Raw genomic sequence first — 13,856 nt, 5'->3', positions numbered from 1 at the left:
AAAGGGGCAACCCCATATGAAACACCTCCTCTCTCCCGCTCGTCTCGCACAACATGCAGTACTGGCCATGGATCTTGCTACCTTACCTGCGCTGTCTTTCGCCCAGGGGTTGCCGCAACTGGAAAACCCGTCTCGGGGCACAGGTGGCGGCATTATGGAAACCATTCGCAATTACGGCTACGACATCGTTCTGCTGGTGGCGTTGCTGGTGGTCGCAAGCATGTTCATCGGCGTGTGCTATCACGCCTACGGCACCTACGCCGAAATCCACAACGGCAAGAAAACCTGGGGCCAATTCGGCCTGACAGTCGCCGTTGGGGCAGTGCTGCTAGTGATCGGCATCTGGCTGCTCACCGAAGCCACCGGCATTTTGTAAGAGGTACTGGGCATGTCAGAGCCTCAACATGTCCGTACGGACGGCACCATCACGTTCCTGCCACATCGGCTTAATCGACATCCGGTGGTGGTACGCGGCCTGACGGCTGATGAGTTGTGGATCTGCTGCGGCCTGTCCGGTTGCACCGGGCTGATTATCGGCGTGCCGCTGTCCTGGTTACTTTCAACCATCGCTCTGGCACCGACCTGCATTGTGCTGGGCATCGCCTGCGGCGTGTTCATCGGTGGCGGCTTCCTGCGACGACAGAAACGCGGCCGGCCTGATACCTGGCTGTACCGTCAGTTGCAATGGCACATAACGACTCGCTACCCGCTGCTCACAGGCTGGGTTGGCGGACACCTGCTGATCACGCGTTCAGGCTCCTGGTCGAATAGAAGGACAACGCGATGAGCCGATTCAAGAACGAAGTCACGCATCTACAAGCGCACATCAAGACCCTTCGCATAGGTGCCAGCGCATTACTGCTGGTGGCACTGGTCATGGGTGCCGGTTGGTGGAACGCACCGCGCGATCTGACGATCCATGTCCCCCCTGATCTGCGTTCGGGGAGTTCCCGGGCCTGGTGGGAAGTGCCCCCCGAATCGGTCTATGCCTTCACCTTCTATGTGTTCCAGCAACTCAACCGCTGGCCGACTAACGGAGAAGAGGACTACACGCGCAACCTCCATGCACTATCACCGTATTTCACCCCGGCATGTCGCGCCTTTCTGCAGGCAGATTACGACTATCGCCGCAGCACGGGCGAACTGCGGCAACGTGTACGCGGCGTCTACGAAATTCCCGGTCGCGGCTATGGCGATAACCCTACAGCACGGGTACGCGTGGTCTCTGACCGCGATTGGGTCGTCACACTCGACCTCAGCGCCGACGAGTACCACGGCCCGGAGCAGGTCAAACGCGCTCTGGTGCGCTATCCAGTGAAAGTCACACGTGCAGATATCGATCCAGCCCGTAACCCGTTCGGTCTCATGCTCGACTGCTATGACGGTGCACCGCAGCGCATCGCAGCCCCGGCACAGGAAGCCCCCAGTCGTGGCGGCCTGGGCACACAAGGAGAAACCCCATGAAACATCGTCGTCTCTGTCTCATCTGGCTGGGGCTGATGGCCTTGGTACAGACTCCTGCGCTCCATGCCGTGGAAATCCTGCGCTGGGAGCGGCTGCCACTTGCCGTGCCACTTTATGTTGGGCAGGAACGCATTGTGTTCGTAGATCGCAATGTCCGTGTCGGCGTCCCGGCCAGCATCGGCGACCGTCTGCGTGTACAGAGCGCGGGTGGAGCCATCTACCTGCGTGCCAGCGAGCCTATCGAACCCACCCGATTGCAGTTGCAGGACGCCGACAGCGGTGCGCTGCTCCTGCTCGACATTGCGGCCACACCAGCCAAAGACGGCGAGCCAGCACTTGAGCCGATACGCATCGTTGAGGGTAATGCCACCCCACCCCACTATGGTCAGCCGCCAGACAACGCAACCCGCGCCCCCACGACAGACCATGCCAGGCCGGCGCAACGTGAAACACCTGTGGCCGTGGTACTCACACGTTACGCCGCACAAAGCCTGTACGCGCCATTACGCACCCTAGAGCCTGTGCCCGGCATAATGCGCATCAGCCTGCACCGCGACCTGCCACTGGATACGCTGCTGCCGACACTGCCTGTAGAGGCAAAAGCGCTGGCCTCATGGCGATTGGAAGATCAGTGGGTCACTGCCGTGCGACTGACACATACAGGCAATGGCTGGATTGAACTCGATCCACGCGCACTACAAGGTGATTTCCTCACCGCCACTTTCCAGCATACGGCGCTCGGCCCACGCGGCTCTCCCGAAGACACCACGGTACTGTATCTGGTTACCCGCAAGCATGGACTGCCGCAGTCGCTACTGCCTACCATCCAGCGCTTTGATCCTGCCATGCACTTGCCTACCACCACGCCCCCGACAACGGAGGTACACCATGCGCAGTAACGGTCTGTTGAAATGGCTGATGATCCCCGTCGCACTGCTGGTACTGTTCGTTGGCATCCGCCTGTTCTCTGGTGGCGGCACACAGTCCCCTGCCACGGCAGAAACGGGCAGCCAGCTCACCCCGGAGGAAATGAAGGCATTGGGCATCGAAGGTGACACCCCACGCGATACTGTCGCGACGCTGGTGGCCCAGGTTCGGCAACTGCGCACTGAGCTACAAACCGCCACCACCGACAACCGGGCACAACGAGAAGAAAACCAGCGTCTGCGTCAACGTGAAAGTGCCATTGACCAGCGTATCAGTACCACACTGGAATCCGAGCGGGCCAGCCTTCGCCGCGACCAGGAGCAACTCAACAACGAGCGCCAACAAACTGAGGGCCTGCTGGCAGATTTGCAACGGCGGCTGGACAGTATCGGCAACGCCGGTCACGGCGACCTGCCAGTCGGCCTTGGCCTGCGAGACGGGGATGTTGAAGGATTCAGCGACGAGACCACGATCCGCTGGGTAGAGCCTGACGATGCCAGACAAACTGATGGCCGTCATGGCAACACTGCGCTGAACTTTCCGACACGTTTCGGGCCCGCCCAGAAGACGCTGGACACCACGGTCGAAAGCGTCACCAGTACCCGTACAAACGCGACCGGAGCCAACCCCGCCAGGGCCGTCTACACCGTACCCACCAATTCAACACTGATGGGTTCAGTCGCGATGACAGCCTTGATTGGCCGCGTACCGATCGATGGCACCGTCAATGACCCCTACCCCTTCAAAGTCTTGGTCGGCCCCGACAATCTGACGGCCAACGGCATCGATATCCCCGATGTGGCTGGCGCTGTGTTCAGTGGCACCGCGTCCGGCGACTGGACGCTCTCATGCGTCAGGGGACAGGTACGCTCAATCACCTTCGTTTTCCACGACGGCACCATCCGCACAATTCCGGAAGACAGCGAACGCAGTAATCAGCAAAGCAATGACCAGAACGGTCTCGGGTGGATCAGTGACCCCTACGGTATCCCGTGCGTGTCCGGCGAGCGCCGCAGCAATGCCCAGCAGTATCTCGGTACACAGGCTTTGATCACCGCAGCAGGCGCAGGCGCGGCATCCCTCATCGATTCGGACAGCGGTCAGATGTCCTACGCCAGTGCCGACGGCTCCATCGGCACCGTGGGCATCAGCAGCAACGAGGCTGTGGGCCGCATTCTCGCCGGCGGCGTACGCGACATGTCGGACTGGGTCAACAAGCTCTATGGACAGGCCTTCGCAGCAGTCTATGTGAAGCCAGGCGCACACGTCGCCGTTCACCTCGAAAAACCGCTCGCCATTGACTACGACACCGAAGGCCGCAAGGTCGACCATCGTACAGGAGAAAGCCATGCGCTCGAACTGGACTAAACCGCTGACAATCATGCTATCCGTGACCGTATTGACCGGCTGCGCCACGAGCAAGGAAGACTTGTTACCCCATGGGGGGCGAACCATGCAGGACATCTGGCAGCAAGAGAGCGGCAATACGGGGCGAGTGGGACAGATGGTCTATCGCCAACTGCTCGATGCCCGTCAGAGCTTGCGCCGTCCACTCAGCCATGCGGATGGGCAAGCTGCTCCTGCAGAACAGGCACACTACACGCGTACCGCCGCCAATGAAGTACGCAGCCAGTTTCAGCGACTGCCCAACCCCGACCTGCTGATGTATGTGTTCCCGCATCTGGCGGGGACGGACCCGGTTCCTGTACCGGGTTACACCACCATCTTCCCCCTCTACCAGCGTGTGCAATACGCGATGCCGGGCGAACGTACGGAGGATTACTGATGGTCTGGTCGCTTCCCTGGCGCAAACCCACTGTGCCGACCAAAGGCGAACAGCCGGACGGCTGGCAGCGCCACATCGATACACTACAGCAGGCAGGCATTCCCGAACCCGGTACCAGCGTAAGGGGGAACCGCCCCGCCACCCAGGCCGATGAGCAGGCCTTGTACGAGGTTGCCCCGTCGTTTGTCGCGTTGCTGCCCTGGGTCGAATATTTGCCCGAATCACAAAGTATGCTGCTGGAGGATGGTGTCTCAGTCGCCGCCTTCTTTGAACTGACTCCACTGGGTACAGAAGGCCGTGAGCCGGTCTGGCTGGCTCAGGCACGGGATGCGCTGGAAAACGCGCTGCAGGACAGCTTCGACGAGCTCGACGACAATCCCTGGGTACTGCAACTCTACGCTCAGGACGAGACCAACTTTGATCAGTACCTGCAGACCCTCAAGGGCTACATCCAGCCACGTGCGCAGCGCTCACACTTTACCGAATTCTATCTGCATTCGATGGCCCATCACCTGCGCGCAGTAGCAAAGCCGGGAGGCCTGTTCGAGGATACGACGGTCACGCGTCTGCCCTGGCGAGGGCAAACTCGACGGGTACGCATGGTCGTCTATCGCCGCACCGCAGGCAGCACGACGCGACGTGGTCTGATGCCCGAACAGGCTTTGAATGTGGTTTGTGAACGCCTGAGCGGTGGTCTGGCCAACGCAGGTATCCGCGCACAGCGTCTGGACGCACCGCACATCCACAACTGGCTGCTGCGCTGGTTCAACCCACACCCCACGCTGCTGGGCCCCAGCGCCGAAGACCGCGAACGCTTCTACCAGTTGACCGCCTACCCGGACACCCACGACGTCAACGAAATCGAGCTGGCCTCTGGGTGCGATTTCAGCCAGAGACTGTTCTTCGGCCAGCCACGTTCAGATACGGCCCGGGGCGAGTGGTACTTTGACGGCATGCCGCATCGGGTGATGACGACCGACCGCCTGCGCACACCGCCCAGTGTGGGTCATATGACAGGCGAGAATCGTAAAGGCGACGCCATCAACACCTTGTTCGACCAGATGCCGGAAGACACGATGATGTGCCTGACTCTGGTTGCCACACCACAAGACGTACTCGAAGCACACCTGAATCATCTGGCAAAGAAAGCCGTTGGCGAAACGCTGGCCTCCGAACAAACCCTGGCGGATGTGCAAGAGGCGCGCTCACTGATCGGCAGTTCCCACAAACTATACCGTGCCAGCCTGGCCTTTTACCTGCGTGGCCGGCATGAAGAAGAACTCGACAGCCGGGGGCTGCAACTGGCCAACGTGATGCTGGGCGCAGGCCTGCAGCCGGTACGCGAAGAGGACGAGGTCGCGCCGCTCAACACCTATCTGCGCTGGCTGCCGTGTATGTACAACCCGGCGCAGGACCGCAAACAGTGGTACACACAACTGATGTTCGCCCAGCATGTGGCCAACCTCTCACCGACCTGGGGACGTAGCAGGGGTACAGGTCACCCGGGGATCACTGTCTTCAATCGTGGAGGCGGCTTGATCACGTTTGATCCCTTCAACCGCCTGGATCGGCAGATGAACGCGCACCTTTTCCTGTTCGGCCCTACCGGATCGGGCAAGAGCGCCACCCTCAACAACCTGCTCAATCAGGTCACCGCCATCTATCGTCCACGGATCTTCATTGTGGAGGCTGGCAATTCCTTCGGGCTGTTCTGCGAGTTCGCCCGGCGTTTGGGGCTGACTGTCAACCGTGTCAAGCTCGCTCCAGGTGCTGGCGTCAGTCTCGCACCGTTCGCCGATGCCCGCAGACTCATCGAAACCCCCAGTGATGTACAAACACTCGATGCTGATGAACTCGATGACGAGCCACAGCGCAAGGAAGCCGAGGCCGACGAACAACGCGATGTGCTGGGCGAACTGGAGATCACGGCACGCCTGATGATCACGGGGGGTGAAGACAAGGAAGAAGCCCGCATGACCCGCGCCGATCGCTCGTTGATCCGCCAATGCATTCTGGACGCCGCTCAGCGCTGCGTCGCTGCCAACCGTACCGTGCTGACCCGCGATGTGCGCGATGCGCTACGTGAACGGGGTCATGACACCACGTTGCCAGAAATCCGGCGTGCCCGTTTGCTGGAGATGGCCGACGCAATGGATATGTTCTGCCAGGGCAGCGATGGTGAAATGTTCGACCGCGACGGCACCCCCTGGCCCGAGGCCGACATCACCCTGGTCGACCTGGCAACCTATGCACGCGAAGGCTACAACGCACAACTGTCGATCGCCTATATCTCGCTGATCAATACCGTCAACAACATCGCCGAGCGCGACCAGTTCCTGGGCCGCCCTATCCTCAACGTGACGGACGAAGGTCATATCATCACCAAAAACCCCTTGCTCTCGCCCTACGTCGTGAAGGTCACGAAAATGTGGCGCAAACTTGGGGCATGGTTCTGGCTCGCAACGCAGAACATCGACGATCTGCCAAAGGCCGCAGAACCGATGCTCAACATGATCGAGTGGTGGATTTGCCTGTCGATGCCGCCCGACGAAGTCGAGAAAATCGCACGATTCAGGGAGCTGACACCCGCGCAGAAAGCGTTGATGCTGTCCGCACGCAAAGAATCCGGAAAATTCACCGAAGGCGTCATCCTCTCCAAGAGCCTGGAAGTGCTCTTCCGTGCCGTACCGCCCAGCCTCTATCTCGCCCTGGCGCAGACCGAGCCCGAGGAAAAAGCCGAACGCTACCAACTAATGCAGCAGTTCGGGATTGGCGAGCTGGATGCCGCGTTCAAAGTGGCCGAAATGATTGATCATGCGCGTGGTATCACGCCCCTTGTGCAGAGGTGATCAGCGGAGCACTCAGCATCGCCTGATAAAGGATTTCAACGGTTTCGGATTGTTGCTCTACTCAGCTACCTGTTCATGTTCAACTCAAGCATCAATATGCACAACATTCAGCCGGGAACTTCAATGAAAACAACATCTGCTATCCACACCACGAATACTTAACGCCCCCTGAATTGTCTGCTGGTGTCGCCAGCAACAAGCCCAGGTAGCCAACAGTCTTCGAGGCTACGGCACGACACCCGCCGTGCTGACTGTATCCCGTTCCGCTTCGCATCAATTACGCGGATATCCGCCAGCTTCAGGCGGAGGATGCACTTTCCATCACATTGGGGGAACCGTCCTCCAGGAACGGCACCTCCATTTGTTCAAGGAGGCAAATAATGTCTACATCTGTTGTTCTCAAAAACAGCGCCAGATTATTCAACATACTGGACGCTCAGCACGAAGACTGGATTATCGCCCGCGCTATGGAAATCGTGGAACGTAGGATGTTCCGTGGCGGCCAGACACTACAAAACTCGGCTGCCACTATGGATTTTCTTCGTACCAGACTGGCACAGGAGCCTAACGAGGTCTTCTCCGCACTGTTTATGGATAACCAAAACAGAGTCATCGCCTATGAAGAGTTGTTCAAGGGTACGGTAAACAGCACGTCAGTGTATCCCCGTGTCGTGTTATCCAGAGCACTGGCGCACAATGCCGCAGCTATCATCTTCGCACATAATCATCCATCAGGACTCACTGAACCCAGTAATGCAGACAAGTTCATTACTTCCCGCCTGAAAGGAGTACTGGACGCTGTTGACGTGCGCATGTTGGATCATGTCATTGTCGGTCAGGGGCGGCCCTTTTCCTTTGCTGAAATGGGGCTACTTTGACCATCCTGTTCTTCATGGCATCGAATGGTCCCTTTAGGACAACTCGATGCCTTTTTGCTTATTCTTCCCTAAAACCGGAGATCAGCTCTTCCCGATTGTTTGTCGTTTCCTGACGCAGATTGGAGTGGACTACCGCCATGATCAATTTCGTGGTGCTCCGATATGCTGTCTCCCGCTCTCACCTCTTCCCTCTGGCGGCATACGATTGCCGCTGGCTTTCTCATTGTGTTGCTGGCTTCACCAGCACAGGCCACAGAGGTTCTGGCCGTCACTGACACTCGACACCCGATGCAAAACCTGGGCAATACCCAGCTCATCGAGCTGGACCGCCCCTCCCGCATCGAAGCTGAGCTAGCAGCCAACCTCCCCCAAGACCCCGTCCGCGCTGCCATCATCGTGCAACAACGCCTGAAAGAAGGCGGCACAGCTCTGCAGCAACGCATCAACGAAGCCTATCAGGATGTTGTCAATGCCTGGAGCCTGGGCATTACCACCCTTCCGGCCGTCATTGTCGCTCAACGCTATGTGGTTTATGGCGAACCTGACGTCGCCAAAGCAGTGGCGCGTATCAACACATACAGGAAGGCTCAGCCATGAGACTCCCCCACCGTCTGCGCGTCAGCCTTGCCACCGTTTTGCTCACGGCAGCCAGTTCCTCGTTTTCCCTCAACACCGCTGCCATCATCTCCTCATCATTATCCCCTGATTGCCTGGAATACCGGGTCACCGGGATCTGCTACTGGCTGCTTTGTACCAAATTCGGATGTACGGTTCGTACCTCCGTCAAAGTCAGGCACTACGTCCCCGACGCCGTGGTGTCGAGCTACGGCAACACTGGCGAGAATCCATGGCTTGAAGTACGCGCCATGAGCCAAACCAACACCACGGCCCGGAGCGGTGGTGACGGCACCAGCAACCATGGCAGCGAGAACAACCTATCCAGGTTCCGTAACGCAGACGTGATCGGCCATCCCGGCGGCCAGGTGTTCAGTCAGTTTGCATCATCATCAGGCACCATCTGCGACGGTGCTGGCACCGCCTTCATGCCGTACCTGTTGAGCACACTCGATACCATCGCATGGCGCTACAACATCCCTGAATCGGTGTACCCCGAGGCACTGATCCCCGGTATGCGCGAGATCGGCGCACGCACCGCACTGAACCTGTGGGGCAACGTCTATCCGCGCGGCGGTTTCCTGCACCAGGTGGACAGCTACAAGGCCAGCGCCGTGGTCGCCCAGCGGGTAGGCGATATCGTGACCCGCCGAGGGCAACTGCACGTATACCAACCCCTGCTCGCCAATGCACGCGACGGTTACTGGCCGGCAGGCGCACTGATGGAAAGCGATGCTGCAACCGGCAAATGGCAAGAATTGGCCCCTCACCCCTCCTCTTCCTGCACGGTCTTCCCACACAACGGAACACGCACTCAGGCACAGCAAGACAACTACGCCTGGGCACTATGGCGACCCTATAGCTGCTGCCAGCGACGCGGCCAGACCTTTCTCGGCAGCGTGGATTTCAACTGAGGACATGATGATGAAACGTCTCGACCCGAAAGCGTTTTCAATTCTTGCACCGCGCCAGTGGCAACACACGCTATGGGTTGCTGCACTGACGCTGAGCAGTGGCCTGGCTCTGGCACAGGACGGAGGCTTCCAGAACAGCGGAGCCGTCATTGGTGATGAAGTGATGTACTCCATCGGCGGCGGTAACGCCGTATCAATGAGCGGTGCGGCCGGCATGCGCTCGATTGGTGTCGGTGTAGGCTGGAACAGCAACCTGATCTGCGGTGACATGAACATCAGTACCACCATCCAGAATCAGCTCAATGGGCTGACCAACGGCTTTCAGAACATCATGGGTAACGTGATCCAGAGCGCCACCAGCGCCGTCGCCTCGTTGCCCGCACTGATCATCCAGCGGGCCGATCCGGGCCTCTATAACCTGCTGACCAATGGCGTTCTGCAAGCCCGACTCGACTTTGATCGCTCCAAACTCACCTGCCGAGCGATGGCTGAAAAAATGGCAGACACCGCAGGCGGCCAGCTCGGCTGGAGCCAGATCGCCGAAGGCATGGCGCTGCGCCAGGCCGTCGCCAGCAGCGACGCTGTTTCAGCCATTGAACTGGCCGAAAAAAACCGGGGTAACGACGGCGTACCGTGGGTGGGTGGCAGCAATGCCGGCGGTACAGGTCAGCGCTCAATCAAGGTCGTCGGGGACGTAACCCGTGCAGGCTACAACCTGGTCAATGGCCGTGGGGTAACCGACACCGCCCCCATCGACCCGGCAAATTGCCAAAGCCTGTCCTGCCAGACGTGGGCATCCCCCCAGCAAGCCATCGACTTTGCCACGCGTGTGCTGGGCGAACAGGAACAACGCACCTGCGAAGGCTGCACCAAGACCGAGACCTTGCCTGGCGTCGGATTGACCCCGGTCATCCAGGACGAATACGACACCAAACTGGAAGCGCTGCAAGAGCTGGTCAGCGGAGCACGCAACACCACGTTCGAGAACCTTCGCAAGGCTGGCAGCACTTCACTGCCCATCACCCGTGGCGTGATCGAGGCACTGCGTGACGAACCTGATCAAGACATACTGGCCCGACGTCTGGCCTCCGAAGTCGCGCTGGCATCGGTACTGGAAAAAGCCCTGCTGCTGCAACGTACGCTACTGACCGGCAGGAAAGAGCCAAACGTCGCCGCCAACCAATTGGCAGTCGCCGCCGTCGATCAGGAAAGCAACACGCTTGACCGCGAGATCCTCAATCTCAAAACCGAGCTTGAACTACGCCGCGAACTCGCCAACAACTCGCCGATGGCCATCATCCAGCGCCACAGCGCACGCGCGGCAGGCTCACGCGGCATTTATGAAGGTGATCCCGTACCTAACCGTCTTGACCAGTTGCAACGCCCCAACCCCGGAGGCACGCCATGAGTCTTGCCTGGTTGCGATCACACCGTCTGTTCCGTTGGCGTACCGTCAGAGTCCTCCTGTGGACGGTGGCGTTGCTGATCATCACCGTCACAGCCAACGTCCTGGGCATCTACTTCGCTGGCAGCATCGCTGGCTGGGAACACTGGCTGGCCGATGCAGCCAGCTATTTTCTGTTGTGGCGTCTGTGCCTGTACGGGGCCACCGTTTATGGCTGGCTGTGGATGCGCCGCCGCCTGCTCCTGCGCGATACCCGCTCCGACGCCCGGCGCAGGCTCATTCGTGCCGAGATTTCCGGTATCGCCGCACTGCTGGTACTGGAATTCAGCCTGTTGGTACAGGACGTATAGGGGATATAACCATGACGCTTTTCACCACCGATTATCTGGAGTATTACCTGACCCTAGTGAGCTGGGTCGTCCACAACGGTATTTGGGCAGTATTGGTTTCCAGCGGTGTGTTCGTCCTCCCCTTCGTGGCCATCATCATCGACGAGTGGCTGAGATCCCGTACCGAGGGTGCCGACGAAGGCAACAAGGGCATTCTGTCTTCAATGCGCATTGAAAACCGGGTATGGGTGGCGATCGTGGTGGTGATGTTCGCCGGTATTCCGTTCATTGATGTTGACCTCAACACGATCAGGTACGATCAGGCGCGTTCGGCACAGTGCCAGATCAGCGTGCCACAGCCCGAAGACACGGGCTGGTCGCAATCCTTCAGCACCCTCAACAACCAGAGTGCAAAAGTGCCAGTATGGTGGGCCTTCATGCATGCGCTCTCACGCGCGATCACGGGTGCCTCGGTGTCGGCTATCCCATGCGGCACCGACCTGCGACAAATGCGGATGGAGATCAATGCCACCCGTATTGATGATCCCCTACTGGCTCAGGAAGTCGCAGACTTTACCCACGACTGCTACGGCCCTGCACGCGCCAAACTGTTCATGAGCCGTCCTGATCTTGATGAAGCACAAATGCACGACGTGACCTGGATCGGCTCGACCTATTTTGTCAGCACCGGCGGCTTCTATGACACCTACCGCGCCAAGACACCACGTGAGGGCTGGGCTTACGACAGCAATCGTGACGCTGGACTGGCTCAGGTGCCAAGCGGTGCGGGCTACCCAAGTTGCCGACAGTGGTGGAGTGATGGTGGCAACGGTTTACGCGCGCGCCTGCTGGCACAGGTCGATCCCAGTCTACTCAGTCGCATCGCCAACTGGGTGGGATTCATCAGCCGAGCAGAGGTAGATGACTCCGTCATCAGGGCGCTTGCTTCTCCCCGCCAGCAAAAACTCAACCAAGGCAATGTCTACACAGACTATGGCGGTCAAATCGACAAAACCTTACCGAATATCGTCACACGTGCTGCAGGAGACATCGGCATGACCATTGGAGGGATCGCCGCATTCCCGGCATTGGACGTCGTACGCCAGGCACTGCCGATGGTGCTTGCACTACTGAAGATGGCGCTGGTGATCTGTATCCCTCTGGTGCTCCTGGTCGGCACCTACGACCTGAAGACCGTTGTCACGCTCAGCATCGTGCAATTTGCGCTGTTCTTTGTGGATTTCTGGTTCCAGCTTGCACGCTGGCTCGACAGTACGATCCTCGATGCGCTTTACGGATGGGGATGGGGCTGGAATCGGCCGCATAACAATGTTGATCCGCTTGTAGGCATGCACAATACCTTCGGCGACATGTTGCTGAACTTCGTTATGGGCTCGATGTTCATTGTACTACCCACATTCTGGATCATGGCGTTGGCTTGGGCAGGCATCCGCGCCGGCAATGTTCTTCAAGGGCTTGCGGGAGCGACCAGTGATGTCAAAACAGCAGGAGGCAAAGGGGGTGGCATGGCACTTAAATCCGTATCGAAAAAATAAGCTCTTTTAATCGTCGTCAATATGCGGATCAATACGAAAGCCATCGTAGGTATACAGCCCGAATCCTGCAGGGCCGTTACGCCACTCTGGCTTTGGAGGCTCATCGCCGAACCCAGCAGCATTAGCCATCAGGGCAGCAGCGACAACAAAAATAAGCAAGAGAGCCAACCAGAATGCCACATAAAGCAATAGTCCCAGAAGAGCCAGTTTGATAATCCACAGCAGAGTAAACACACCCTTCGCAGACATTCCCTGATCGACAAGCCAGCATGATATCTGTTGCTCACAACGCACATAGCCACGCCAGCCTTTGCCAAGCCAACGGCCAAAGCGTTCTGCAATACTGTTATGGCTCGTGCTATTCATGGTCATCATTTGCCTGCATCACCTGTTTGTACCGAAAGCCCACCTTACAGCGATTGATACGCGATGTGGTTATAGAAATCGCCTTGTCTACTTAGCTTAGAGCAGAAATACCATACATCAAATATCTAGTTTTTCGGGGGGGAGAAAAACACTCGGCAGCGGGCAGTTTCAAGAATGGCTTTTGAATGGAATTACTCTGTCCAAGGAATACGCCAGGTACTGCCATCTCGTTCGTTTGTGTAGAGCTTCCCACCATGCCCACGCTCATCAGTCCGGAAACATTTTTTGTCGCCGTCGCACGTGGTCCATGTTAGACGGGAATTTTTGATCTGCTCATTAAGAGATGACAGTTCTGTTCGGCGTTGCTGAATCTCGTCTAACGAAGGCACCAAAAATAAAATAGATGCGATAAAAATCAGCATCATTACAATCTGTGGACCCAGAATATAAAGCCAGTTCTTAAATTTGAGATTTTCTGCCGCTTCCTGGTACTGCTCTGTTGCTATTTTAGCTGCATCATTTGCCTGCCGAAACTTGGCACTCAGTAGCTCCGCAGCCCGGGTTGCGGTTGTTTCCGCTGAATCAGCTATCTTGTGGGAAACACCTTTTTCCAAAGTTTGAAGGTGGATGCTCATACTTTTAACAAAAGATTCCAAAGTCGCCGTTGCTTCTCTGGCTTTCTCACCATCGCACTCCGCTGCCTCCCTCAACTTTTTAGCCGCGTCAAAGAACAACTGGACATCATGATCTGTCAGGCGTCTATCCAT

Annotated in this window: 15 protein-coding genes; 13 read left to right on the top strand and 2 right to left on the bottom strand. The window is 58.1% G+C overall.

The annotated features are described in order from the left end of the window. Positions 1 to 16: 16 nt before the first annotated feature. The 13 genes from MYB54_RS09165 to MYB54_RS09105 all read left to right on the top strand — a co-directional run bounded on the left by MYB54_RS09165 (position 17) and on the right by MYB54_RS09105 (position 12,723). Positions 17 to 376, top strand: a complete 360-nt coding sequence (locus tag MYB54_RS09165) for a TIGR03745 family integrating conjugative element membrane protein (RefSeq protein WP_005966979.1) — start codon at positions 17 to 19, stop codon at positions 374 to 376. A 12-nt stretch (positions 377 to 388) separates the two neighbouring features. Further along, entirely contained in the window at positions 389 to 787 is a 399-nt protein-coding gene (locus tag MYB54_RS09160) for a TIGR03750 family conjugal transfer protein (RefSeq protein WP_005966980.1), read from the top strand. Beyond that, positions 784 to 1,464, top strand: a complete 681-nt coding sequence (locus MYB54_RS09155; protein WP_005966982.1) for a PFL_4703 family integrating conjugative element protein — start codon at positions 784 to 786, stop codon at positions 1,462 to 1,464. Before MYB54_RS09160 ends, MYB54_RS09155 begins: the two co-directional genes overlap by 4 nt. Continuing rightward, the gene (locus MYB54_RS09150; RefSeq protein ID WP_005966984.1) at positions 1,461 to 2,363 is read left to right on the top strand and encodes a TIGR03749 family integrating conjugative element protein; all 903 of its coding nucleotides are present in this window, start codon (positions 1,461 to 1,463) and stop codon (positions 2,361 to 2,363) included. The genes MYB54_RS09155 and MYB54_RS09150 overlap by 4 nt, the downstream gene beginning before the upstream one ends. Continuing rightward, positions 2,353 to 3,759: a TIGR03752 family integrating conjugative element protein gene (locus MYB54_RS09145; RefSeq protein WP_005966986.1), complete on the top strand. Its 1,407-nt coding sequence runs from the start codon at positions 2,353 to 2,355 to the stop codon at positions 3,757 to 3,759. The genes MYB54_RS09150 and MYB54_RS09145 overlap by 11 nt, the downstream gene beginning before the upstream one ends. Further along, the gene (locus tag MYB54_RS09140) at positions 3,740 to 4,177 is read left to right on the top strand and encodes a TIGR03751 family conjugal transfer lipoprotein (protein WP_005966989.1); all 438 of its coding nucleotides are present in this window, start codon (positions 3,740 to 3,742) and stop codon (positions 4,175 to 4,177) included. Before MYB54_RS09145 ends, MYB54_RS09140 begins: the two co-directional genes overlap by 20 nt. Continuing rightward, positions 4,177 to 7,026: a conjugative transfer ATPase gene (locus tag MYB54_RS09135; RefSeq protein ID WP_226292782.1), complete on the top strand. Its 2,850-nt coding sequence runs from the start codon at positions 4,177 to 4,179 to the stop codon at positions 7,024 to 7,026. Before MYB54_RS09140 ends, MYB54_RS09135 begins: the two co-directional genes overlap by 1 nt. A gap of 380 nt (positions 7,027 to 7,406) precedes the next feature. Continuing rightward, a complete protein-coding gene (gene radC, locus MYB54_RS09130) occupies positions 7,407 to 7,904 on the top strand; it encodes a RadC family protein (protein ID WP_005966994.1) in 498 nt (165 codons plus the stop codon). 162 nt (positions 7,905 to 8,066) lie between these two features. Further along, entirely contained in the window at positions 8,067 to 8,501 is a 435-nt protein-coding gene (locus tag MYB54_RS09125; RefSeq protein WP_005966996.1) for a TIGR03757 family integrating conjugative element protein, read from the top strand. After that, the gene (locus tag MYB54_RS09120; protein ID WP_226292781.1) at positions 8,498 to 9,433 is read left to right on the top strand and encodes a TIGR03756 family integrating conjugative element protein; all 936 of its coding nucleotides are present in this window, start codon (positions 8,498 to 8,500) and stop codon (positions 9,431 to 9,433) included. The genes MYB54_RS09125 and MYB54_RS09120 overlap by 4 nt, the downstream gene beginning before the upstream one ends. A gap of 4 nt (positions 9,434 to 9,437) precedes the next feature. Then, positions 9,438 to 10,841 (top strand): integrating conjugative element protein, encoded by a 1,404-nt coding sequence (locus MYB54_RS09115; RefSeq protein WP_456107099.1) that lies wholly within the window; start codon positions 9,438 to 9,440, stop codon positions 10,839 to 10,841. After that, positions 10,838 to 11,188 carry a hypothetical protein gene (locus MYB54_RS09110; RefSeq protein ID WP_005967002.1) on the top strand — a complete coding sequence of 117 codons (351 nt, stop codon included), beginning with the start codon at positions 10,838 to 10,840 and terminating at the stop codon, positions 11,186 to 11,188. The genes MYB54_RS09115 and MYB54_RS09110 overlap by 4 nt, the downstream gene beginning before the upstream one ends. Positions 11,189 to 11,199: 11 nt before the next feature. Further along, positions 11,200 to 12,723 carry a conjugal transfer protein TraG N-terminal domain-containing protein gene (locus MYB54_RS09105; protein WP_005967004.1) on the top strand — a complete coding sequence of 508 codons (1,524 nt, stop codon included), beginning with the start codon at positions 11,200 to 11,202 and terminating at the stop codon, positions 12,721 to 12,723. Positions 12,724 to 12,729: 6 nt separating this feature from the next. On the opposite strand, the gene MYB54_RS09100 is transcribed toward MYB54_RS09105, so the two are convergent. Both MYB54_RS09100 and MYB54_RS09095 read right to left on the bottom strand, forming a co-directional pair. Further along, positions 12,730 to 13,098 (bottom strand): DUF3742 family protein, encoded by a 369-nt coding sequence (locus MYB54_RS09100; protein WP_456107100.1) that lies wholly within the window; start codon positions 13,096 to 13,098, stop codon positions 12,730 to 12,732. 182 nt (positions 13,099 to 13,280) lie between these two features. After that, a complete protein-coding gene (locus MYB54_RS09095; protein WP_226292780.1) occupies positions 13,281 to 13,856 on the bottom strand; it encodes a hypothetical protein in 576 nt (191 codons plus the stop codon).

Source organism: Pectobacterium nicotianae, assembly GCF_023272715.1.
GTDB lineage: Bacteria > Pseudomonadota > Gammaproteobacteria > Enterobacterales > Enterobacteriaceae > Pectobacterium > Pectobacterium brasiliense.
Note: the sequence above shows the minus strand (reverse complement) of the source record. Positions and strands in the feature narration are given on the sequence as shown.